Below are 24,111 nucleotides of genomic sequence, written 5' to 3'. Positions count from 1 at the left end.
TTTTTAGATACAACCAAAGGTTCTGTAGTTTTTTCATATTTTCCGCCCCTTGGTTGTTATAAATAACAACATAATTATAACAAAGATTAACAGTAACAACAGTATAAAATATCCAAGCAAAGCAAGGACAGCTGTAAATCTTCGGATTTTACACGTGCTGAAACGAAAAAGGATTAAATCCTTTGGGAAACCCATTCTCTTAAATCATCCTTTAACACATAAGATGTTTTTTTCAGCTCCTCAATATTACTGCTTCCAACCAAAAACATACTAGTTTTCAGCTCTTTTATCATCCTTTCAAGGACTTTAACTACTTCATCTGAAGATTTCAGTGCAGCTTTTAAAATAGGAAGCGCCGTTCCACAGCAATCTGCACCTATAACTATGGATTTGGCTATATCGATACCTGATCTAATTCCTCCGGTGGCTATCACTGGACCGTTAAAGACACTTCTAACCTCCATTACCGAAGCTGCCGTTGGAATACCCCAATTTACAAACTGTTCTGAGAAACTTCTCATCTCTTCATCCTTTATCCTATACATTTCAACAGCTGCCCAGGAGGTTCCTCCACTTCCGCCCACATCTATGGAATCAAACCCGAGGTTCTTTAAAAATACGGCGTCTTCCTTTGAAAACCCTTCTCCAACCTGCTTTGCAACAAATGGTAAACTACCGTAAGTTTTTTTATAATCGGCTATTAACTCCTTTATAACTTCCATTCCTTTAAAGTTTACATCTCCCTCTGGCTGAATAGCCTCCTGAAGTGGATTGAAATGAATTGCCATTGCATCGGCATCTATCATTTCAGCTGATTTTTTAATGGTCTCTACATCCCACCCGTCTTCTACAAAATTAACAGCACCCAAATTTCCAAGAATTAAAGAAGATGTATGGTCCCTTACAACCGAATAGGTATCTATCAAATTATCGTGCATTATTGCTGCCCTTTGAGAACCTACACCCATTCCTAAATTAAGTTCCTCTACTGCAATTGCAATATTTTTATTTACTTCCTTTGCCTTGGAATGGCCACCAGTTATGGCAGCAACAATAAGTGGAGCTCCCAATTTTTTTCCAAATAATTCAATTGATGTGTCTATATCCTCTAAGTCACATCTTGATACTCCACTATGTATTAATTCTACATCACTAAAAAGTGTTCCTTTCTTATACTCTACATCGCAGTAGTTACACACAAGTAAGTGTTCCAACTTTCTAAACTCGATGTTGTTATTATTCATTAACAATCACCTATATATTATTAACCCCATATACGTGAGAAATCCGCATTATATGATAGTTTCATAAAATAGTTATAAGTTGTATAAAACATAATTCCATTTATTTCATTCCCTTATAAACCTAAGTATAGATCAGTTTAATTAAAATAAAAAGTTTCCTAAAAAATAGTGCAATAAAAAAATAATATTTAAAAAATAATATATTGAAGTTATCAAAACTGAAAATAAATATTAATTATAGGCCATATGTTTTAGAATAATTCATTTCCAATATTCAAGTGCTGTTTTTAACTCAGGAACTTCTTCTGCCTTTTGTTCCAGTGAAATACCTTCAGCTACTGATTCAACTGCTGCTCTCATAGCTTTTGCCCCGGAGATTGTTCCATCTGGATGCCCGTGGATACCTCCACCTGCCTGTAGTATAACATCCTTTCCTAACATATCTGTTATTTTAGGTACTAATTTTGGATATATTCCTCCTGATGAAACAGGGAATACATTGTTCATTCCATACCACTCTTGATCAAAGAACTTATTCAAATCATCCTTTTTAACACTATCTTGTACAATTTCATCCCTTATTCCACAAACCTCATCCTGCTCCCCTTCCATCTTTCCAACAACAGTTCCTATATGGAGCTGATCCACACCTAAAAGTCTATATATTTTAGAAAGCGCCAACATTGAAATTCCCCATTCTCTGGAACGGGTTATTGCCGCATGCATAGCCCTGTGGGCATGAATTACAAAGTCAAAATCTTCTTCCCTAAACTGCTGAACCGCTGAAAAGCCTAGAACCACAACATCCAGCATAGCATACTCGCAACCTGCATCCTTTACAACCTGAGCTCTTCGTATCATTTCTTTATATGGTGCAGTTATATTTGGCATGTAGATCTTCTTCTCTCCAGTTTCATCTTCAGCTTTATCTCTATACTCCATTACTTTAAAAATTCTATCTTCAAATTTGTTAAAATCCTGGGAAACTAAATTTTCATCATCTTTTACTATATCACAACCTCCGACCCATGATTCATAGGTTACCTTTGAATGTTCTTCGGTATTTAATCCAACCTTAGGTTTAACTATGGTACCTACTAAAGGCCTATTATCAACTTTTAACAAATCCCTTATTCCCTTTATACCATATTTTGGTCCTTTATAGGCTTTTATAAACTCTTCAGGGAATCTAAAATCTAAAATTCTTAATCCTTTCACTATCTTCATTCCAAAAATGTTCCCAGCTATTCCTGCCAAAGTTCCAGGCATGTTTGAAGGTTCAAATGCATCCAATGGATAAGCTATTTTTATAATACCTATCTTATCCTTTCCATCGGTTCCTATCTCATTTATTTCATATACCGTAGGCTTGAGTTTGTCATAGACTTCTTTCTTCATTGTTTTAATCTTTGTCCATGTCCCTATAGAGCTCTCCGCTGCAACTTCGTTTGCAACTTTTTCAAGATCTTCTGCTTTAATTTTGATGCATGATAATAATTCATTTTCTTTTGGTTTGTACCCTAATTCCACGTAATCCATAAAATCCCTCCCCTAATTAATCAGGTTTTAATTTATCAATTTAATACATTATATGCCTATTGATCCTATCCATTATATTATTTTAGATATGTTCCTCAAATGAGACTTATTCAGATTTTAAGTAGGCGATATATATAGTTTTCGAAACATTTATATACTATTAAATATAGATAGCAATGTACTTGTAATGGCATATCTTAAATCAATTGTTTTAAATACATGGTTAAAAGGAGTTCTTATATTGGAGGCGTCATTTTGGAAAGAATAGAAATTTTACATAAAACTCCTAAAGGAAAATTAATAGGCAGAACATACCGTCAGCCCCGGATAAATTCTTTTGTTGTTTTAAAAACCAGAAATAAGATCATAAAGATTGGGAAAATTTACGATGTTTTTGGGCCGGTTAATAAACCATATGTGAAGATCATACCTCTTAAAAACGTGGATATTCAGGGATGTATAGGGAGTAAAGAAACTTTTATCGTAAATTCTAAGAAAGGGGCCAAATCTAAAAATAAAAGATAAAATATGGTGTAAATCATGGCTACCAAACCTGTTGTTAAGGAAAAAAAGAAATTAGAAAATAAGAAAGAAATATATAAATTAATAGAGCATAATGATTCATCAAATAAAAATGTCATTCTTGAAAAAGAAGAAGAACTTATTTGTCCTATGTGCGGCAGTAAAAATATCATTAAGGACTATGAAAGAGCCGAAATTGTTTGTGAAACTTGTGGGTGTGTTTTGCAGCAAAACTTATTTGATGTAGGCCCTGAATGGAGAGCCTTTGATCATGAACAGCGCGTCAAAAGAAGTAGAGTCGGACCTCCTATGACCTACACAATACATGATAAAGGGCTGTCCACAGTTATCGACTGGAGAAATAAAGATAGTTATGGGAAGGATATCTCAGCCGATAAAAGAGCTCAGCTCTATAGATTAAGAAAATGGCAGAGAAGAATTAGGGTTTCAGATGCTTCAGAAAGAAACTTAGCGTTTGCTTTGTCTGAATTGGATAGGATAGCATCTAAATTAGGTCTCCCAAGAAACGTTAGGGAAAACGCAGCAGTTTTATATAGGGGAGCTGTTGAAAAAGGCCTGATTAGAGGTAGAAGCATTGAAGGGGTTGCTGCAGCAGCATTATATGCAGCATGTAGAAGATGTAAAGTCCCAAGAACTTTGGATGAAATTGCAGAAGGATCCAGAGTAGATAGAAAAGAAATTGGAAGAACCTATAGATTTATTTCAAGGGAATTAAACATAAGACTAACTCCAACAAACCCAATAGATTATGTCCCAAGATTTGCATCAGAACTTAAGCTACCGGGAGAAGTTGAATCAAAGGCTATATCTATACTCCAAAAAGCCAATGAAAAAGGTTTAACTAGCGGTAGAGGTCCAACAGGGGTTGCTGCAGCAGCAATATATATTGCAAGCGTTTTACATGGAACTAGAAGAACTCAACGCGAAGTTGCAGATGTTGCAGGAGTTACTGAGGTAACAATAAGAAATAGATACAAGGAACTAACAGAACATTTAGACATTGATGTGACATTATAATAGGTGTGCAATTAAACTTAAAATAATTACCAAATGAAATAGAAGTAAAAGACGTATGTTATCTAATTCCAATTTAACAATTAACAAAAGACAGCGATACAATAAATTTACCAAATAATAAGTTTAATAAGTAATGCACACCATCATATAATCAATTTAATTTTAAGCTTAATTAATTATATTATTTTATGGTGGGGATCTTATGGGTCTTTTTGATAGAATTCATAAAAAAGAAGTAGTAAAGCCCGTTAAAAAAGAAGAAAAAAAAGAAGAAGAAAAACCCAGTCCTGAAATTAAAAAAACTACTGGCCCATTAATCAGCGATATATCACAAATAAGTGAATCCATAGGTTCGAATTTATTGGATAAATATTTTTTAAAAGTTGATGATGTTGAGTTTGACGTTATTATCGAAAAAAAAGAAGGGATAACCTATTATAAAATACCTGAAATCATGTTGATAAACTCAGCGTTGGCCAAGCTTTCAGAAGATCAGTTGGCAGCTATAAAATCAGATCTTTCAGAAGGTTTATTTGAAAGACTAGGCCAAATTCAAGGGTACTTAAAAAACTATTCAGAAAAAAATAATTTGGGCCTTAGGGATATAGATATTCTTCATTTGTCAAAATACTTCTATCTTACAATTGGAAAGTTAGGGCTTTTAGAAATACCCTTAAAAGATAAAAACCTTGAAGAAGTTATGGTGAATGGATTAAATAATCCCACATTTGTATTCCATAGAAAATTTCAAATGTGTGAAACAAACATATTACTAGATAAAAGTGAATTGACTAGAATAATTGAAAGTATAGCTTATCTAGCAGGTAGATCTATAGATTCCAGAAGTCCAATGTTAGATGCTTTTTTACCAGATGGTAGTAGGGTTAACGCAACAACATCCGATGTAACATTAAATGGAAGTACCCTAACAATCCGTAAGTTCTCGGCAGAACCACTAACTATTGTTGATTTAATAAAGTTTGGTACTTTTGACCTAGAACTTGCTGCTTTTTTATGGCAGGCTATTGAAGGCTATTTTGGAGCAAAGCCTGCGAACACCCTGATTGTAGGTGGTACTGGTTCAGGTAAGACAACAACACTTAACATAGTTTCAATGTTTTCAATGTACACCGACAGGATTATAACTATTGAAGATACTCCAGAGTTGCAAATTCCACTTACGCATGTTATCAAAATGATAACAAGACCACCAAGACCTGGAATTCCAGAATATGAGATCACTATGGAAGATTTAATTAAGAACGCCTTGAGGATGAGGCCAGATAGGATCTTTGTAGGAGAGGTCAGAGGTTCAGAAGCTCAATCTCTCTTAGTTGCTATGAATACGGGGCATGATGGTGCATTAGCAGAAGATGAGCCTATTTATCTATCTAATGGAAATATTGTTAGTATCGGAGAATTTGTTGATAAATTTTTTAAAAAGTATAATTCAATGAAAGTAAAAGAAAGTAATGGATTCGAATGGATTGACATATCTAATGAAAACACATTTATTAAAAGTTTCAATAAAACCACTTTAAAAATTGAGGATAAATTAATATCAAGAGTTTGGAGAAAAAAATACTCTGGAAAGATGATGAAAATAAAAACAAAAAGTGGTAAAGAAATAATCCTTACTCATGACCATCCAATATATACTCTAAATAATAAAATATTTGAGATAAATGCGGAAATGGTTAAAATTAACGATTATATTGCACTCCCAAGAGAACTAAAAGTTGAACAAAATTCTTATGGATTTTGTAGCTCTACGCTTCACCCGGTTGAAAGAAAAAATGTTGAAAATCCATATTTAATTGGTGCTTTATTAGGAGATGGTCATTTAAGCAAATATTGCATTGACTTTGTAAATCAAGATAGCGACGTAATTGAAAAAGTTTCAAGTGAACTGAGTAATTATGGAAATGTTGTTTGTTTAAAATATAACAACTACACAAGAGCCAAAGTGTATGGAGTAGAGTCAGCCAGTAAACTTTCAAAATATATCCCAATTGGAAATAAAACAAAATCATTCAGTATCCCAAGAGATGTATTACTATCAGACGATGATTATTTATCAGAATTTATACAAGGATTATTTGATTCTGATGGCCATGTAAATGAAACTACAAGATGTATTGAATTTGCAACATCGAACAAAAATCTTGCAATTACTCTTCCATATTTACTGCTAAGATTTGGGATTATATCTCATAAATCAGAACAAAAAATAGATGGAAAAGGAAATATCGGCCCATACTATAAAATAACTATTAGTGGACATGATAATATATGGAAATACTGGAAACATATTGGTTTCACACACCATGTAAAACGTGAAAAGTTAAATAACATATTGCTTAAATCCAAAAATTCCATAGATGTTATACCAAATATCGGAAAATTGATAAAATATTATCGATTAAACAATAAACTAACACAGCAAGAATTAGCTGAGGAGCTCGGATTAAAAACCAGAAGTTTAATCCGAGCTTATGAAACAGGTGTAAGAAACCCTTCTAAAACGAAGCTAAATGAAATAGCAGGAATATTAAATGCTGAAAACTTAAAAATATTGGCGAATTCAGACATATATTGGGATAAAGTTGTAAGTGTTGAAGAAATTGAATACAAAGGATATATTTATGATTTAACAGTTGACGACAACCACACATACATTGCAGGTAAGTATGGTGGATTTATCGTTTCAAACTGCTCAGGAACGCTTCACGCAAACAGTGCTGATGAAGCCATTGTGAGATTGATAAACCCACCGATGAATGTTCCAAAGGTCATGATTTCTTCATTGGATTTTATTATAAATCAGCAAAGAATTAAAAGAAATAAAAAAACCCTAAGAAGAATTTTGGGTGTAGTTGAAATTAGCGGTAGTGGTGAAGACATAAGTAAAACAGAACATTTTAAATACGATGGTGTAACCGATTCTATCGTTAAAACAGGAATTTGCATGTGGGAAGAGGAAGTTTGTGATATTGCAGGTATAACAAGGGATGAACTCATGGACGATAGAATAAGTAGGAAAAAAGTTCTAAAGTATATGATAAACAACAATATAAATGGAATCACAAAAGTAGGGGAAATAATTAAGAAATATCAAGAAAATCCGGAAGCCATGTTAAAGAGTATTTTAGAATAAAATAAGAGAGCTTCATTTTATAACTTTTGGGTGTGTGATAAAATCATTTTCCCTGCTGCTTTCTCTGCCCCCTATTGGTGATATTATGAAAAAAAGTCTTTATGACTCGCTACGCGATAGTTTAAATAGTATTTTACGTAGTTTAGGATTTAAACGGAAAAAAAGTATAATACCTCGTACTGTAAGATCCCAGTATTTAAAAAGAGTTTTAGGAAAAAAGATGCATCCTGAAGAGGAGATATTGGAATTTTACGAACCCTATATTGATGAAACACCTGTAATGAAGATCGATATTGACGATTTAATATCTAAAGGTGATTTTGGAGTTTTAGATGATTATTCTAAGTCATTTTCCTATTGGGTGACTCATACATCATTCTTACCTTCAAAGAGGGACTTCCAATATGCTGGAATAGCAGATGAAAGAGCATATTTTCTAAAGTTGATATTGGGTTCAATTGCAACTATTGTTTTGTTCGCCATATATGGTGTAATTACAGGAAATCCAATTTTAAGTATATTTAATGGTTTGATAGTTGCAGTACTAATACTCTTAGGTGGGACTTTATATCCTAAAATAAGACTAACACTATTTCGTGGTGAGATAAAAATCCAAATATTGATATCTATTTTACACATTATATCTCTATTAAACTCAGGAGCATCTATTCAAGAAGCCTTAAAAAATATCGCAACCAATCCAGAATATGGGATAACATATTTTGAATTTAGAAATATATTATACGATATCAACAGAGGGGGTTATAACTTTATTGAGGCCATTGAGAGGGCAAAAAGAAGAACAAAAATTGGATTAATGAAAAAACTCTACGATCAGCTTATAATTGCTGCAAATAAAGGGGGAACGCAATTGCTTTTAGAAAATCTGTACAATGAAATCGTTAGAGAGTCATTATCAAAAATTGATTCTTCAAAATTCCAAATATCAAATTTAGGAAACCTCGTATTTGGGGTAGGTATGATATTACCATTTGCTGGGATGATGCAATCTGCCCTTGGGGGGCAACAAGGATTTGATGGAATAATAAACACTATAGACCTTGTACTAACTAAAATAGGGCCTATATCCACACTGGTATTCGCAATATTTATTAAAATGAAAATCGAATAAATGAGAGCTCTCTTTTAATATTATGTAAAATAGGGACATCCTCATGTTATTATTATCCATATTTATTATATTACCATTGTCTAGTCTAGAATTATCCTCAAAAAGGAGCTAGCGCCAGTAGGTGAAGTGAAAATATGAACATTCAAAAACTTTACAATTATATTGTAAAGCGTAATATATTAATACTAAAAAAAGCTGGAAAGAAAATTGATGAGAGAATATTTATTGCCATATTACTAGTTATAGCAATAATGCCGGCAATATTAAAATTATTATTGGGTTTTACAACACGAACTACTTTGATATTGACTTTTGTGTATTTGGGTTCTGTGTTATCAATACCTTCCCTACTCCATGAGTCTAAAATTGAGAGATTTGAACGTAACATTCCAAAAGCACTTTATGTAATGATATTATCATTAGAATCCGGACGTTCAGTAATAGATGCAATCAACGAAGTTATAAACAGCGGTATCCGTGAAGTCGATGTCATTTTCTCAAAGGTTATTGTATTGATGACTGAGAGAAAGCTAAGTTTTGAAGACGCTATGTTAATAGTCTCAAACTCCATCGACTCTAGGATATTCAGACAACTTGGTAGGTTGATAATTGAAAATAGAAAATATGGAGGGGAATTGGCAACCACACTCAAAACCTTGGCAAAAACTCTCGAAGATTTACAAAATTTAAAGGCCCAGTTGTTAAGTATTACAGCGAACGGTCTTGCAGTTGGGTTAATTATCCTTTGTGGTGTTATACCGGCAACTGCAGGTCTAATTGGAGGTTATTTATCTATATTGTCACAATTGACACCATCAATGCCCCCCATATCACATGATCAAATCGCTAGGGCAGTTGAAGTTATTCAATTAGGAACTGGCATATTTGGTCTTTTATTTTCAATACCCTTATTTGGCATAAAACTTAATAGGATGGTAATAACTTGTGCATTTTGTATGACTTTTGGAATTACGGCATTCTATGGAACATTATACCTATCTGGAGTGTTGTTTAGCTAAAAAAAGATAAATATTTGTTATATTAATAATTTATTTATCTCAGCATCTAACTCCATAATTCGGTTTATAGAGGGATGATCTCCCAACCTATTTCTAAATTTATTTATTACAAAATCCATATCTACTCTTTTTGTACCGTTTATTAAGTTATCAGCATGTGCTACTACTTTTTCTTCTAAAGTCATTGGGATATAATCTTTAGGGGGAAGACCTAGTTCAAAAGCCTCCTCTTTTGGAATTCCTGCACCGATGTGCCTTTCAGCAATTAATGCAAGTTCTTCTTTAAAACCATTTTCTCTTAAAATATTTGCCCCAACAATACCGTGGGTTATATCGTGTGTTTTACACCGGCCAATGTCGTGTAAAAGCCCACCTAAAACAGCCAATTCTAAGTTAAAATCTACTCCTTTATTTTTTATTTGAATTCCTAACTCATAGACATAATCTGAAACTGCCAAACAGTGTAAAACAACATTTTTTTCGCAGTGTTCTAAAAGGAAATATAATAATTCTTTAAATTTTAAATACATATCGCCACGGTATGATTGAGGATGTTCCAATATGCTTGTTAAATTAGGATACAATTCCTTAAAATTAAAATTTAAACCATCTAAAAAAGCACCGTGCATACTTTCACCAAAAAATTATAAATTAGAAAATAAAGGATTTAGTTTGAACTCATCCTCTAAGAACTTTATCTGCTCCTTAATTAGTTTAATATCGTTCCGATTGTCATATTCGTGAAGTCTTTCATCACAGTGCGGACACCTAAACCCATTGTCCATGGCATCTTCAAAAGTAAACTTCAATTCACAACTGGAACAGTAAAAGAAAATATTATTCTCCTCAATATCGAGTTGTTTTTTCATGTCTTCGAGTATTTGCTCCATTTTCTTTTTTACAACATAAGGTAGTTTTTCAAGAGCTGGTTTCCAGGTATATATATACCAGTTGGTTTCTTCATCTTTTTCTCTATCGTAATTTACCAGCCTTGCTTCATACAATTTATATAAAATTTTTCTAACATTGTTTAGTTTTAAATTGAGCTGTCTTGAAATTTCATCATCGGTAACCTGTTCTAATTCTACAAGAATGGTTAAAATATTGAATCCACTCATATCCTCTTCCACTATGTCAAATATAACTTGCTGAACTAAGGGATTGTCCAGCATGTCATAAATTTCTCCCTTACTTAGTTTCATAACTGATGCACCTCTTGAAAACATGGTCTGTTACTTTGTTGATTTCATCAATGTTTCTTCCAATTACTGTAGTTAGTGGCTCATTTTGTTCGATTATTGCGCCGTACCTTGGAATATCAAAAACAAGGGGTTGTTTTTTAATATAACTTACAAGTTTTTCTTTTGCAAATAAAATTCTTTTAAAAAATTGGAATTTCGGTTTTACGGGCTTATTGGTTAGTATAGCACTTGCAAGGTTCTCATTAGATGACATTTCTATAGTTTCAAATGTCCCTAGAATTCGAGGATTTATTTCTAAAATACAAGGATTACCATCTCTAATCATGAAATCAATACCATTCATCCCTTTTAAATCAAAAGCCTCTATCAGTTCTTTAAATTGGGATACGGTACTTTCTTTTGATATATCCTTAGGCATGTAAGGGGTTATATTCCCAATATACATGTTGTTTTCAATTATTTGTTTATTGAATGTTATGAAATTCAAATCAATAAATGATGCACTAAAGCTATATGATTGAATCAGCTCTTGGACAATTACTGGAAACTTAATGTTTAAAATATCTTTGCTTCGTTTTAATTCCCAGTCCAATCCATCATAACTTAATGAAACTACACCCATCCCGCCACTACCTGAGATGGGCTTTATAACTACAGATTTTAACTCCGATAAGTACTTTTCAAGTTGGAATAAATTATTTGCAATATACGTTATAGGTACATTATAGCCCAGATTCTCTAACTTTCGTATAGTATGATATTTGTTACTTACCCTTTTAATCTTTTTTGGTGAATTTCCAACAACGTCCCAATCTGGCGTTTTTGAATGTTTGCTCTCAAAAATTCCTGAACAAACAAAAATTAAATCTACCTCATCAACATAATTTTTAGAGAGGTTTATCAATTCTTTTTCATTGTATTTATCTTTAAAGTGTCCGTGTTGTTTGTCATTTATAATATATTTCTTTTTATCTGCATTTAAATCCATTGGATTGTAATAAGATACAGAATAAACTTCATAACCTAAATTTTTAACAGAATTAACCACTGGACGAGTGTTAACTCCTACCACAAGTACCTTCATAAAATCACGACATAATTGAGTGAAAGTATAGTTAATTGTATATATATGTTACGAGAAAATCCGAAGATCTCTTAACGGGTGAGTGTTAAAAGTAAAGATTATATCCTCTGCTATGTTCGAGGATTGTATTAAAAAAATATCATATATTGTATAATTGATATAATATCGAAGCGAATCAGAATGATTCGCTGTCGAAGCAAATTTCAAGGAAATTGAACAAATCCTTCGGATTTGTAGCTCACCAACGAAGTTGGTGATTTGCTGATCGAGACAAATTTCCTTGGAATTCTAGACAAAATCCTTCAGATTTTGTGAGTCTTAACGAAAACCTTTCAGGTTTTCGTAAGTCAGCGAATCCTTTGGATTCGCTTCGACAGCAAATCGAAGATTTGCTTCGATGTCGATTCACAAAAATCTTTGATTTTCGTCGAGTTTAACTATTTGTGTGTTTTAGATAATTCTTCCCTTAGCTCACCCATTGTCGAAAACCTTTCTGCAAATGCATCATGCCTATGAATACTTTCCTTATTTACTTGCCTTACTAAAACTTGAGTATCATCCGGAAGATAGCTAAATTCATCTACGACTCTTTTAATCATTTCTCTGGCACAATCTTCAACAAATTTAGGATTATTATGGGCAGTTTCTACAACATAAGCTTCATCACTTCTCTTTAGAAGTTCATATACTTCTCCACTCATTGACTTCTTTATTATTTCAATTATATTTGAAATTCCAACATCGTAACCATGAGGTACTTCGATCATTACAGTACCTATCCCTCTTTGATTGTGGGTTGCTATGACTACCGAGCTCATTATTTTTTTAATATCTTCATCTGAAAATCCTTGATCTTTCAGATTTTTCACAGCCTTTTCCTTTAAAAGATTTTGGGCACAAGGGCATGCAGTCATTCCTACAACTTCTGCCCCAACCATTTTTTTAATGTTTATTTTGCCATCTTTTTTTATACCATATGCTCTGGCAATTATTTTACATATTTCTTGGGATTTTTTTTCCGTTACTGGAGATTTTTCTTCCATCATATAGTCCCCATATATGAGAACTTCTGCCCTGTTTGCATACTCATGTTTTTCAAACAATTTTGTTACAATATCTACGGAAAGTTCTTCAAGACCATACACATCTTTTTCGATAATTATATTTTCAATAATTTCCTCTATTACCTCGGGGCTCCTGGACATATGTATTCCCTTTTGGGAACTTGGCAAATCAACAAAGACTTCAAAAGTGGGCAAAAGTACTATGGGCCTTTTTGCTTTTCTTTTTATTTTTACAAGTTTTTTTAGGTTGGTTACACCGACCCTTGTAAGTGAGACTTTAATATCAGGTTCAGTAGCTTGAACATCACAAAACAACATTTAACCACCTTTGCTCCTAGAACAAATCCTTAATAAAATCCGGGACTTTTAACAAGTTTCCATCCTTGGATTAGGAATATATTAATTTTCTTCATCTTCATTGATTAGAACCTCTGTTAGTTCCTTTGATAATGAGTAATATACATTATTACCCACTCTTTCTTTATATACATACCCCATTTCATAAATATCCGATAAATGAGTTCCAATAGTTCCAGGAGAGTTGTTTAAAATTCTAGCTAACTCAGTTACTGTTGAACTGCCGCCCAAATCCGCAAGTGCTTGAACTATTTTAGATTGGGCAGGTGTTAAATGATTTAATATTTGATGACCTACACTAATACCTAGTTTTTTCATTGCCATTCTAACTATGTCTTCATCTATTTTATCCATTCCTTTTTTCATAGCTATAGATATTGCCTCAGAACAAGTCATTATTATCTTTCTTGGGATTCCATCGCACTCTTCAACTATTTTATCAATTGCAGCATCGGTAAATGGCTCATAATCTCCTGCTTTAACTGTGTGAGCATCTTCCAATCGTCTTTTAATTAAATCATAAGCTTCTTCTTTTAGGAGTGGAGGCATGTTTATTACCTTAGGTATTCTATCCTTCATTGCAGGAGATACTTTTGTTAAACCCTCCATTAATGTAGGAGAACCTGCAAAAAATACTAAAATTCCATCTTCATAGAGGAATGAATGAAAGAACTGTAAAAGGCTTAGACAGCTTTTTTTAGCAAATTGGTCTGCCTCATCTATTGTTATTATACATAACTTTCCTTCTTCCCTCACATTTGTCAATAGATAATCCAAATCCCTTTCTATTTTTTCCCTTGGATAGTGAACCGGTGTTTTATCGCTATAGTTGTTCAGTCGCCTATATATTTCAATAATTCTTTGGGAATGTTCCATATAATCCGTTGATAAAGTACCATCTATTGAAAATAAATTATCCTTAATAATACCATACATTAACTGGATTAAAAATTGCCTGGGAGTAACTTGCGAGGCCTCGAGCTCCACTACCCAATAACCCTTTCTTTTTGCAGCATAGTACAATATGTTGAGTATAGAGCTCTTACCAATACCTTTTGTACCTACAATGGCAGCGTTAGCTATACTTCCATACTGAGCTGCACCCAATATGTCGGCAATTTCTTTCAGCTCTGAAGTTCTACCTACGAAAAACTTAGTATTTCCCCTAATAGGTTTTTCCGAAAAAGGATTTGTTTTTAGTTTCAATCTATTCATCGCTTTTCTTGTTATAGATGATGAATTGTATATAAATTCAATAGGGTCCAACATAATACCACCATAAATTAAAAAGAAGCGTCCTAGTGCAAATTTTCAATTTGAAAATTTTAAAATAATAATTAGATAATTGCATTATCAACTTTTTTATACTTTTCGAAAATTCGAAAATCTAAAATTTAACATCTAAAAATATTTATAGATATAACTATATAAATTATTTACTATGCAATAATATTGTGAATAAAACATAAAATAGCAAAAATATTGTGAATAAAAAATTATATAAACAATACAAAGCCAAATGACTCTCAAAATTCAATTAAAATTTATTTTAATAAAAAAGAAAAAGTATATATAATTATTCTTATTTAATAAATTTTTCTTTAATTGTATTTTTTACTTATATACTAAAAAATATATTGTGAATATAACCATAAAACGTAAAATAACTTTGAATAAAATATTAAAAATTGAAAGTTAATCAAGTATCATATAAGAAAATTAAAACAACGGATATACCCCCTACATTTTTCAACATATCCAAATTATTGGCTTTAAACAAAAAACTATCAAATAAAAAGACATATATACTATCAAAATTATTAGTAAATTAGTATTGGACGAAAAACGTTATATGAATCAAAAACCCTAAAGATAAATATTCGTTTAAAAAATTAGATATTCATTAGATCTTAGTCAAAGAGCACCCAATAACTAAAAAAAGGTGATTTGATGGATAACTTAGTAAAAGGAATAATCTCAACACCATTTAGAAAACTAATTTTACACTATGTGTTAACTAATGGCACAACTTATCCCCAGCAGATATCCGAAAACCTTCGAATTTCAAAAGGGCTACCTTCACAGTTTTTAAGGATGTGCGTAGCTTTAAATGTGGCTAAAAGAGAAAGAAACAGACATAAAGTCTTATATTCCTTAACGGTGAAAGGAATATCAATATTAAAGAGAATATGTCCCGAAATATTCGACGTTAGTTTTTCGAGTGTTTTCGAAAGTCTTCCGAAAAAGAAATTTGAAACAAAGTATTATCCAGTAAAGAATATGGGATTTGAAATAAGAAAATTCGCCGATAATTTTGGAGGAATTACTTTTAAATTCTACGACTACAGGGGAGAAGAAGTTTCGAGAGTATTTAAAACTAAAAACGATACTTGGTGGTGTATATCCTGCCAATCTCAAGAATGTAAGCACATAAACTATCTGAAAAAGTATTACCAATCTACAAAATAATAGTATTTCGGGTTTTCGAACGTGATGTATGTATATGGTTTTGAAATGTATCCACCAATAAATAAAAAATGCATTTTTGATTATAACAGAGAGTAATTTATCCAGTATTTACCACATAGTAGTTATCATCTTGTTAAATATGTTTAATGATAATTAAACATGTTTCTCTAGATTAGTATTGATTGTTTACATCGTTTTTAGTAGTATAATCACACTATAGTGTATATTATAACATATTGTTTATTATTTATACATATTATACATTTATAGATCAAAATAGTAATAACATATAGAATACGTTTGGAATAATTTTTGTAAAACCTAAATGGGGATACCTTCCAAAATTCTATACATACACTACACTCGAAAACTCGAAATCGTATAAGTTAAAAAATAGCAAAATAATTTTCTTATAATATGAATCATAAGTAGTATTCGAAAAATAAGGCTGTGTCACAACATTACACTCAACATATTTGATATTATGTATTGTATATTTTGTATTATTCTATATAATCACACTTAGTTCGAAAAGTAGAAAACCCTTTTTTCTTTAAAAACGTATTTTTTTGGACATATTTACTACATTTGCTATTTATTAAAAAAATCTCATGCAAGTTGTTGGGGTTATATTTCCCTATTACGTTCAACAAGGAATCCTTATCAATTCTTATTTTAAATAGTACGTTTTTTCTAACTTTCCTCTTAGTTAACAGGCCCAGTTCAACCAATTCATTCATATAGTTGTAGGTTGTGGATAAACTGAAGTTTAAATAATTGCCTATATTTTTTATATTGAATTTTTTCAGTTTACAGGCTAATTTCATAATTTTTCTATATTTTTTAGGAACAATCTCAGGTATTATTTTTAACCAATGTATCCTTAACTCCCGCAATGATTTCAGCTCCCTTTTTGAATGTTTCAGTATCAATCTAATAACATCCAAATTACCATTCGAAATTTCGATTAAATATTTTGCAACTTTTGCTGATATGGTATGACCGAGTGTTTTTCCGTAGTATTTAATTGTTGCAATATTGTTTATTCTGGATTCTTTAAACAGTTCTTTAACATGGTCCATAGATTCGAACGGACACCTTAGTACGACGGTTATATTGTTTTTTTTCAATTCTTTGATGAATTTAACAAAACTTGTAGTATAATTCCACTTTGTTGTATTGTGGATATCGAATACAAGTACTGGGTTTAAAATTCTCAAAAGTGCGATTATTTTACCTCTTACTTTGTTAAACTCCCAATCTCTAATATTTTTAAATAAATCTCCTATAAATCTATACCATGCCTTTTTTGCCTTATAGTAATTGTTGCTCTTTTTGTCGAAGTATGTTTTATGGAGGTAGTTAATTAAATTTTTCATCCATCCTGATGTTTCTCCTTTAAACATTGTCATTTTATCCTTTATTGTATATGCTAACCTACTAACTGTTTTTTTTATAGATGGTGTGGCTAAAATCCTTAAAACAGGTATATTCCTGACTAGTTTAATACATCCATTTTCATTTAGTTCTAGTAGGTTATCCCTGTCCGTAGGTAGTATCCATATATCTCCAGTTAAAAAATCTTCTGCCACATTGTATATCATGTTCATAGAGTATCACACCCCAACCTTAAAGGTTGGTCAAAGTTAGTATATATTGGCGTATATTTGCATGTTTTTTAAACGGCTTGTTCTAAAGAGTTTAAATGATTTAAATGAGCCTATATTTTCCAGTTTTAGGCTCGTCAATATCTCCATATTTGACCATTTTTTTAAGTATATTTTCCACTTCTTCTTCATCTATGTTTTCTGATTTGGCCTCTTCAACAATATCTTCATATATTACTAGACCATCTTCATTCTTTTCTGCAAGTTTTTTAATAATATCATAAATATGAGTCATTTTATTTCTGTCTTTTTTGGAGATACCTGCTATTTTATCAATGTCAAATTGCCCAGTTTCAGGGTCATAGGCAATTTCTTTTAATGATTCTGTGATTATAGTTATAGCTTCTCTGGCATCTTCTTCATCAACAACGTCCTTTAATTTGGCCTTTGCATGAGCTTCGGCGAGCCTTATTGCTGCTTCTAACTGTCTTGCAGTTATTTGAACAGCACCTTTCCTCATACTCAAGTAGTAGTCTATTAAAACCTTTTCAGCATCTTTTGATATTATAGGTTCTTTCTGTCTTGCGTAGGATATATATTTTATTATAAAATCTTTATCAATTTTAACGCCGTCTAGTTCAATGTATTCTAAACCTATCTGATCAATTTCATTGTTTAATAGAGCTCTATGGACGTTTATTATGTGCTCTGCAATATCTTTATCTTTTGATCTATCAGCTTCATCCCTAATTGGAAATATTAAGTCAAATCTACTCAACATAGGCGCAGGGATATTTATTTGCTCTGCAACGGATACATTGGGGTCAAATCTTCCCCATCGTGGGTTGCATGCCGCAAGTATTGCACATTTGGATGGTAATTTGGCGTTTATTCCTCCTTTACTTATGTGTATTGTTTGACTTTCCATTGCCTCCAATACAAAACTTTGAAGGTCTCTATTCACAGTGAGCTCGTCAATACATGCAGTACCTTTATTTGCCTTTACAAGTAAACCTGGCTTTATGACCCAGGTGTCATCTCCAATTTCTGTTTTTTCTCTTATAACTGCTGCAGTTAATCCAACGCCTGAAGCTGTCGTCACAGAACCATAGAGATTTCCGGGTAATTCTGCAATCCTTCTTAACATGACAGTCTTTCCAATTCCCGGGTCGGTAATTAGAAGTATGTGACTGTCTGCTCTTTTATTCCCTTTTTCAACACCTTTTATTTGTTGTAAGAATATAGCCTTTTTAACCATATTATATCCTTTTATTTCAGGAATGAGTCGATCTGACAGTATATCTATAATTTTTGGATTTTTAGCTACTTTTTCTATGTTTTCAATGTCTTCTTCACTTAATCTGGTTTCTATTTTGTTTTCTATGACTTCACAATACAGTCCTTTGATATATATGTCATAAATTGGTACTTTTCTATTTTTCTGGTTTTTAATAGGTATCCCCATTATTTTTACACGTCCACAGAATATTCCTGGAGAGTTTGTTAGAAAAACAGTTATGTACTTTGGAGGTTCTTCGGGATCGTCCATCAAATCTAATGGCTGTTGGACTTTTATTTCTTGAAAGTCTATGAACTCCGATTCCTCTTCAATTAGTACTAAATTTCCACCGCCACATTTTTTACAGGATGGATCAAATGAAGCCTCAAATGGATTTTCAACTTCAATAACTGTTTTTTCCCCACAAGAACCGCATATATAGACTCCTTTTTTTAATGCAGATTTTATTTTTGTTGCTGTAACCACTACGCCTTCAAATTCAACTAGTTTTCCTAAAGTATTGCTTTTTATATTTTCTATAGTAATTGTCTTGTTTTTCCCTGATTTGTTGAATATTGTAGGCAAGTTTTTTATGGAAATTTCACAGTTTGGTGTTTCGTTTTTTAGGGTATAGTATGCATTGTCGTAACATTCTTTTAATATTTCCAATCCTAATTTTGGTCTTTCATGTATTAATTCTACAAATTCTATAATCCCATAGTCGTAAATATTCTTTAAATCTACAACTACCTTCTCATTTTCTGAAATAATGTCGTCACTATGAAAATTTCTTAAATAGTTGGTTATTAAGTGTTTTAGTTCCTCAATTTTACCTTCGTTCATTGGTATCACGAACTATTATTATATGTTGTTGGTATTATAATTATGTCTGTTACATTATCTATATGATGTATTTTATATGTGATATGGGCAGGAGCGGGAATGTTGTTAAATGTTTAAATTTTAATGAAAATAAAAATTAATTAAAAAAGTTGTTGTTGGTGGATTCTAGAGTTATTCCTTAGCTAATTTTGTAGTGGGCTGTTATTTTGTTGAAACTATGAGTACGTTGTATAATGAGAGTCCTTATTAATTAATATCCTTTATTTTTTTGCTCCAGTTTTTCAAATGATCTTCAAAACTTTTATATTCTTTTTTTACATCATTGAATTCAAGTTTCGGTATTTCGAGTTGTATGTTTAATTTATTTGTCAATCTACAAAATTCCTCATAGTCAATTTCAACTTCAGGGATTAAACCTCTTTTTTCAGATTTGCTATTTTCTGCTTTTCGGATACCTATAACCTTAACACCGAGCTCATCCCCTATTCTCTTAACCTTCTCAAAAATATCAAAGTTATATACTCTATTTAGTATAATACCTTCAACATTAACTCCCATTTCTTTTAATAGTGAATAATAACCTAAACTTTCTACAAATGCCCCTTCTATCCCACTTTTGCTACATGATGATACAATATATACTGGAAAATTTAGAAGTTTCGATATTTCGGCTCCACTGTAGTTTCTCTTATTCAGAGCTCCAGTAAATGCTCCCATTACTCCTTCAACTATGTAGTAGTTATAATCCGAATTTTTAACAAATTTTAAGAAGTCATCAACATTACACCAGCCCCTATCTGCGATTTTTATGCTGCTGTACTCAGTCATAGGTTCTCTCAATATATAGAGTGCAGGCACAATATCCCTTACATCAGGCCCTATTTTAGCTACAAAAGTTTTTCCAGGTAGTTTTGAGACCAAACCTGTGGTAAGAAACGTTTTCCCACTCTCAGAACCTGTGGCAAGAAGTACCATGCCTTTTTTCGCGTTTTTTCCACTCTCAGAACTATTATATTTACTACATTTATCATGTTCATCTGGAGCTCCATCTTTGAACAAACGTTTAGATTTTAGTTTCTCAACAATTTCTTTATTTTTTTTATAGATTTCTTCTCTTTCGTTTTCATCAACCTTTAAACTCTTTAATATATTTTCCTTAATGTTAATATTGTCTAAAAGTCCGTGAACCATGGTTCCATATACATTTTTACAGAATACACCGGATATTATTTCTTTTTCGCCAACCATCTTATAATTTAGTTTTTTTATTTTTGAAGTTGTTAGTATTTTAGTTTTTTCATCCTTTATTTTTATATCTCCGTATGTATGGCAGTGAAATCCATGCCCTAATTCTCCGGCGTTTCCAAAGATGGAGTCATTTTCTAATCTTGATTCAACCCTATCTGTACATATTAATGGAGAAAATTCTACATTTAATAGGCTTAAACCCTCTTTAACTATGGGAATTGGGCTTTTTCTACCTATATCTATTTTTTCAGACAACACCTGAAATCCGCTACATATTCCAATTATATAACCGTCAAATTCAGTTATATATCTTTTTAAATCATCATTTAATGATTTACTTTCAATTAAACTTCCTCCAGGTATTATAAGCATATTTAAGTCTTTAATTTCCTTAATACTGTTTTCATCGATTATCTTTGTAGGTAAGTTTCCAAAATTCTCAAAACAAGGCAATGAGCCTTTTATATCCAATATGCCAATTTCCATTTATATCCCCTTGATATAGTATAGTAATAAAAATGAATATGTTTATTATATAATATATTTTAATCTGATATTTGTTAAGGGGTACTATGGAAGCCATTGAGAGAATAAAATTAGGCGTTCTTACAATATTTATTATAATTATTATGTTTTCTTTAATAATTATGAATGTTGAAGGATTAGATTTATTGAATTCAATATATTTTTCAATAGTCACAATATCTACCGTTGGTTACGGCGATTATACTCCAAAAACTGAAATTGGAAAAATTCTATCTTCTGTTTTTATAGTATTCGGTGTTAGTGCTGGACTTTATACCTTAGGTAGTCTTGCTGAATTTTTCATAGAAGGGCATTTTAAAAAAACGAGATGGATGATGAAGATGAAAAATAGGATTGAAAAATTAAATGATCATTACATAATATGTGGATATGGTAGAGTTGGAAGGGTCGTAGTAAATAAACTTAGAAAAGAGGGCGTGGATTTTGTGGTTATCGATAACAACCCTGAAATTTTAGAAAATGAGTTAGAAAAAGATCAGACGTTTAATTTTATTAAAGGAGATGCAACATTGGATGAAGTTTTAATTGATGCAGGGATAAGTAAGGCAAAATGTCTTATATCTACGTTACCTACCGATTCAGATAATGTTTACATAGTACTGTCTGCCAAAAGATTAAACCCTAAGCTTTACGTTATTGCAAAAGCTGATGAAATTGTAGCGATGGATAAACTACTAATGGCTGGGGCTGATAAGGTAGTTTCGCCATATATTATTGGAGGGCTTAGGCTTGCAGAACTGGCATTGAAACCCGATATTTTGGATTTTGTTTCAACATTCATGTCAATTGCGAAATATGAATATAATGAAGATATGGAAATTAGAAAGATAGCCATTCCTAAAGATTCCAATATAGCTGGTAAAAGTCTCTCTGATACTCAGATAAGACAAAAAAGCGGAGCTACAATAATAGGTATTAAAAAAGGTGATAATTTAGTGATAAATCCTCGTCCAGATGTGGTCTTAAATTCAAATGATGAAATTTATGCTTTTGGAACAGGGGAACAACTGGATAATTTAGAGAAGTTGGTATTGAATGATAAATGATTAAAATTATATATTTTTTTAAAACATATTGTTTCATACCTAAAAACAATACAAACTCCAGATCACGGTCATATTATGCAAATGTGATAACCTGACTAAAGAGCTCAGGTTGGATGTAAGCCCACAATCTAGGTGAAACCTAGTAACGACCAATGTCAATTCCTTACGTACTCCACGAGAGTAGTTGCCTTTAAGGCAACTAATTCCGGTTGATCCCGCCGGAGGTCACTGCTATTGGGGTTCGACTAAGCCATGCGAGTCTATGGACTTCGGTCCATGGCGGACGGCTCAGTAACACGTGGCTAACCTACCCTCGGGTGGGGGATAACCTCGGGAAACTGAGGATAATACCCCATAGGAGAAGAGGTCTGGAATGATCCTTCTCTGAAAACATATGTGCCCGAGGATGGGGCTGCGTCTGATTAGGTAGTTGGTGGGGTAACGGCCCACCAAGCCTACGATCAGTACGGGCCTTGAGAGAGGCAGCCCGGAGATGGGGACTGAGACACGGCCCCAGGCCCTACGGGGCGCAGCAGGCGCGAAACCTCCGCAATGCACGAAAGTGCGACGGGGGGACCCCAAGTGCTTACGCACTGCGTAGGCTTTTCTAAAGTGTAAAAAGCTTTAGGAATAAGGGCTGGGCAAGTCCGGTGCCAGCAGCCGCGGTAACACCGGCGGCCCGAGTGGTGACCACTTTTATTGGGCCTAAAGCGTCCGTAGCCGGTCCAGTAAGTCCCTGTTTAAATCCTACGGCTTAACCGTAGGGCTGGCAGGGATACTGCTGGACTTGGGACCGGGAGAGGGCGAGGGTACTTCAGGGGTAGCGGTGAAATGTGTTGATCCCTGGAGGACCACCTATGGCGAAGGCACTCGCCTGGAACGGGTCCGACGGTGAGGGACGAAAGCCAGGGGCGCGAACCGGATTAGATACCCGGGTAGTCCTGGCCGTAAACTCTGCGGACTAGGTGTTAGGTAGGCCCCGTGCCTATCTAGTGCCGAAGGGAAGCCGTTAAGTCCGCCGCCTGGGGAGTACGGTCGCAAGACTGAAACTTAAAGGAATTGGCGGGGGAGCACTACAACGGGTGGAGCCTGCGGTTTAATTGGATTCAACGCCGGGCATCTCACCAGGGGCGACAGCATGATGACGGCCAGGTTGACGACCTTGCCTGAAGCGCTGAGAGGTGGTGCATGGCCATCGTCAGCTCGTACCGCGAGGCGTCCTGTTAAGTCAGGTAACGAGCGAGACCCGTGCCCTATGTTGCCACTTCTTCCTCCGGGAAGAAAGCACTCATAGGGGACCGCTGGCGCTAAGCCAGAGGAAGGAGCGGGCAACGATAGGTCCGCATGCCCCGAATCCCCTGGGCTACACGCGGGCTACAATGGTTGGGACAATGGGATGCGACCCCGAAAGGGGAAGCTAATCTCCTAAACCCAGCCGTAGTTCGGATCGTGGGCTGTAACTCGCCCACGTGAAGCTGGAATCCGTAGTAATCGCAGTTCATAATACTGCGGTGAATGTGTCCCTGCTCCTTGCACACACCGCCCGTCACACCACCCGAGTTGGGTTGAGGTGAGGCTTTGGCCTTTGGCTAAGGTCGAACCTGGGCTCAGCGAGGGGGGTGAAGTCGTAACAAGGTAGCCGTAGGGGAACCTGCGGCTGGATCACCTCCTAAGAAAAAAAGGTCGTTACTAGGCACCAAATGATTGTGGGCTTA

17 protein-coding genes and 1 rRNA gene are annotated in these 24,111 nt (G+C 33.5%); 8 read left to right on the top strand and 10 right to left on the bottom strand.

The genetic code is table 11. The features are described from left to right. Positions 1 to 173 precede the first annotated feature (173 nt). Positions 174 to 1,244, bottom strand: coding sequence for a type 2 isopentenyl-diphosphate Delta-isomerase (fni, locus tag F555_RS0103040; RefSeq protein WP_018153748.1), 1,071 nt, complete (start codon positions 1,242 to 1,244; stop codon positions 174 to 176). Between the two features lie 261 nt (positions 1,245 to 1,505). Then, positions 1,506 to 2,783: a type III ribulose-bisphosphate carboxylase gene (gene rbcL / locus F555_RS0103035; protein ID WP_018153747.1), complete on the bottom strand. Its 1,278-nt coding sequence runs from the start codon at positions 2,781 to 2,783 to the stop codon at positions 1,506 to 1,508. A gap of 255 nt (positions 2,784 to 3,038) precedes the next feature. Here rbcL and F555_RS0103030 point away from each other — a divergent pair, with 255 nt between their 5' ends. The 5 genes from F555_RS0103030 (at position 3,039) to F555_RS0103010 (ending at position 9,651) form a co-directional block, all read left to right on the top strand. Next, complete coding sequence (locus tag F555_RS0103030; RefSeq protein ID WP_018153746.1) at positions 3,039 to 3,308, top strand: Gar1/Naf1 family protein; 270 nt, start codon at positions 3,039 to 3,041, stop codon at positions 3,306 to 3,308. A 15-nt stretch (positions 3,309 to 3,323) separates the two neighbouring features. Next, a complete protein-coding gene (locus tag F555_RS0103025) occupies positions 3,324 to 4,343 on the top strand; it encodes a transcription initiation factor IIB (RefSeq protein ID WP_018153745.1) in 1,020 nt (339 codons plus the stop codon). A gap of 202 nt (positions 4,344 to 4,545) precedes the next feature. Further along, entirely contained in the window at positions 4,546 to 7,500 is a 2,955-nt protein-coding gene (locus tag F555_RS09300; RefSeq protein ID WP_018153744.1) for an ATPase, T2SS/T4P/T4SS family, read from the top strand. A gap of 85 nt (positions 7,501 to 7,585) precedes the next feature. After that, entirely contained in the window at positions 7,586 to 8,632 is a 1,047-nt protein-coding gene (locus F555_RS0103015) for a type II secretion system F family protein (RefSeq protein ID WP_018153743.1), read from the top strand. Between the two features lie 134 nt (positions 8,633 to 8,766). Beyond that, positions 8,767 to 9,651: a type II secretion system F family protein gene (locus F555_RS0103010; RefSeq protein WP_018153742.1), complete on the top strand. Its 885-nt coding sequence runs from the start codon at positions 8,767 to 8,769 to the stop codon at positions 9,649 to 9,651. A 17-nt stretch (positions 9,652 to 9,668) separates the two neighbouring features. Here F555_RS0103010 and F555_RS0103005 read toward each other — a convergent pair whose 3' ends face one another. The 5 genes from F555_RS0103005 to F555_RS0102985 all read right to left on the bottom strand — a co-directional run bounded on the left by F555_RS0103005 (position 9,669) and on the right by F555_RS0102985 (position 14,627). After that, a complete protein-coding gene (locus F555_RS0103005; protein WP_026182928.1) occupies positions 9,669 to 10,181 on the bottom strand; it encodes a TIGR00295 family protein in 513 nt (170 codons plus the stop codon). Positions 10,182 to 10,295: 114 nt separating this feature from the next. Then, positions 10,296 to 10,853: a transcription factor E gene (gene tfe, locus F555_RS0103000; RefSeq protein WP_018153740.1), complete on the bottom strand. Its 558-nt coding sequence runs from the start codon at positions 10,851 to 10,853 to the stop codon at positions 10,296 to 10,298. Continuing rightward, a complete protein-coding gene (locus tag F555_RS0102995; protein ID WP_018153739.1) occupies positions 10,840 to 11,937 on the bottom strand; it encodes an ATP-grasp domain-containing protein in 1,098 nt (365 codons plus the stop codon). Before F555_RS0102995 ends, tfe begins: the two co-directional genes overlap by 14 nt. A 437-nt stretch (positions 11,938 to 12,374) precedes the next feature. Further along, entirely contained in the window at positions 12,375 to 13,319 is a 945-nt protein-coding gene (gene mptA, locus F555_RS0102990) for a GTP cyclohydrolase MptA (RefSeq protein WP_018153738.1), read from the bottom strand. A gap of 81 nt (positions 13,320 to 13,400) precedes the next feature. Next, the gene (locus F555_RS0102985; protein WP_018153737.1) at positions 13,401 to 14,627 is read right to left on the bottom strand and encodes an ArsR family transcriptional regulator; all 1,227 of its coding nucleotides are present in this window, start codon (positions 14,625 to 14,627) and stop codon (positions 13,401 to 13,403) included. Positions 14,628 to 15,308: 681 nt separating this feature from the next. Between F555_RS0102985 and F555_RS0102980 the strand changes: the two genes are divergently transcribed. Continuing rightward, the gene (locus F555_RS0102980; protein WP_018153736.1) at positions 15,309 to 15,827 is read left to right on the top strand and encodes a hypothetical protein; all 519 of its coding nucleotides are present in this window, start codon (positions 15,309 to 15,311) and stop codon (positions 15,825 to 15,827) included. Between the two features lie 503 nt (positions 15,828 to 16,330). On the opposite strand, the gene F555_RS0102975 is transcribed toward F555_RS0102980, so the two are convergent. The 3 genes from F555_RS0102975 to F555_RS0102965 form a co-directional block, all read right to left on the bottom strand. After that, positions 16,331 to 17,437: a Fic family protein gene (locus F555_RS0102975; RefSeq protein ID WP_018153735.1), complete on the bottom strand. Its 1,107-nt coding sequence runs from the start codon at positions 17,435 to 17,437 to the stop codon at positions 16,331 to 16,333. Positions 17,438 to 17,537: 100 nt separating this feature from the next. After that, complete coding sequence (locus F555_RS0102970) at positions 17,538 to 19,556, bottom strand: ATP-binding protein (RefSeq protein WP_018153734.1); 2,019 nt, start codon at positions 19,554 to 19,556, stop codon at positions 17,538 to 17,540. 246 nt (positions 19,557 to 19,802) lie between these two features. Beyond that, on the bottom strand, positions 19,803 to 21,290 hold the full coding sequence (locus tag F555_RS0102965; protein WP_018153733.1) for a hypothetical protein: 1,488 nt from the start codon (positions 21,288 to 21,290) through the stop codon (positions 19,803 to 19,805). 86 nt (positions 21,291 to 21,376) lie between these two features. On the opposite strand from F555_RS0102965, the gene F555_RS0102960 reads away from it, so the two are divergent. Together F555_RS0102960 and F555_RS08975 are read left to right on the top strand one after the other, a co-directional pair. Next, on the top strand, positions 21,377 to 22,396 hold the full coding sequence (locus F555_RS0102960; protein ID WP_018153732.1) for a potassium channel family protein: 1,020 nt from the start codon (positions 21,377 to 21,379) through the stop codon (positions 22,394 to 22,396). Positions 22,397 to 22,598: 202 nt separating this feature from the next. After that, positions 22,599 to 24,067 (top strand): 16S ribosomal RNA (locus F555_RS08975). Positions 24,068 to 24,111: the final 44 nt, after the last annotated feature.

The organism is Methanothermococcus thermolithotrophicus DSM 2095 (assembly GCF_000376965.1).
GTDB classification, from domain to species: domain Archaea; phylum AGJL01; class Methanococci; order Methanococcales; family Methanococcaceae; genus Methanothermococcus; species Methanothermococcus thermolithotrophicus.
The sequence above is the reverse complement of the archived record's forward strand: the minus strand, read 5'-3'. Positions and strand labels throughout refer to the sequence as shown.

Coding starts and splice junctions, on each gene's coding strand:
- fni (WP_018153748.1), bottom strand. CDS start 1,244: ATGAATAATAACAACATCGAGTTTAGAAAGTTGGAACACTTACTTGTG.
- rbcL (WP_018153747.1), bottom strand. CDS start 2,783: ATGGATTACGTGGAATTAGGGTACAAACCAAAAGAAAATGAATTATTA.
- F555_RS0103025 (WP_018153745.1), top strand. CDS start 3,324: ATGGCTACCAAACCTGTTGTTAAGGAAAAAAAGAAATTAGAAAATAAG.
- F555_RS09300 (WP_018153744.1), top strand. CDS start 4,546: ATGGGTCTTTTTGATAGAATTCATAAAAAAGAAGTAGTAAAGCCCGTT.
- F555_RS0103015 (WP_018153743.1), top strand. CDS start 7,586: ATGAAAAAAAGTCTTTATGACTCGCTACGCGATAGTTTAAATAGTATT.
- F555_RS0103010 (WP_018153742.1), top strand. CDS start 8,767: ATGAACATTCAAAAACTTTACAATTATATTGTAAAGCGTAATATATTA.
- F555_RS0103005 (WP_026182928.1), bottom strand. CDS start 10,181: ATGTATTTAAAATTTAAAGAATTATTATATTTCCTTTTAGAACACTGC.
- tfe (WP_018153740.1), bottom strand. CDS start 10,853: ATGAAACTAAGTAAGGGAGAAATTTATGACATGCTGGACAATCCCTTA.
- F555_RS0102995 (WP_018153739.1), bottom strand. CDS start 11,937: ATGAAGGTACTTGTGGTAGGAGTTAACACTCGTCCAGTGGTTAATTCT.
- mptA (WP_018153738.1), bottom strand. CDS start 13,319: ATGTTGTTTTGTGATGTTCAAGCTACTGAACCTGATATTAAAGTCTCA.
- F555_RS0102985 (WP_018153737.1), bottom strand. CDS start 14,627: ATGTTGGACCCTATTGAATTTATATACAATTCATCATCTATAACAAGA.
- F555_RS0102980 (WP_018153736.1), top strand. CDS start 15,309: ATGGATAACTTAGTAAAAGGAATAATCTCAACACCATTTAGAAAACTA.
- F555_RS0102975 (WP_018153735.1), bottom strand. CDS start 17,437: ATGAACATGATATACAATGTGGCAGAAGATTTTTTAACTGGAGATATA.
- F555_RS0102970 (WP_018153734.1), bottom strand. CDS start 19,556: ATGAACGAAGGTAAAATTGAGGAACTAAAACACTTAATAACCAACTAT.
- F555_RS0102965 (WP_018153733.1), bottom strand. CDS start 21,290: ATGGAAATTGGCATATTGGATATAAAAGGCTCATTGCCTTGTTTTGAG.
- F555_RS0102960 (WP_018153732.1), top strand. CDS start 21,377: ATGGAAGCCATTGAGAGAATAAAATTAGGCGTTCTTACAATATTTATT.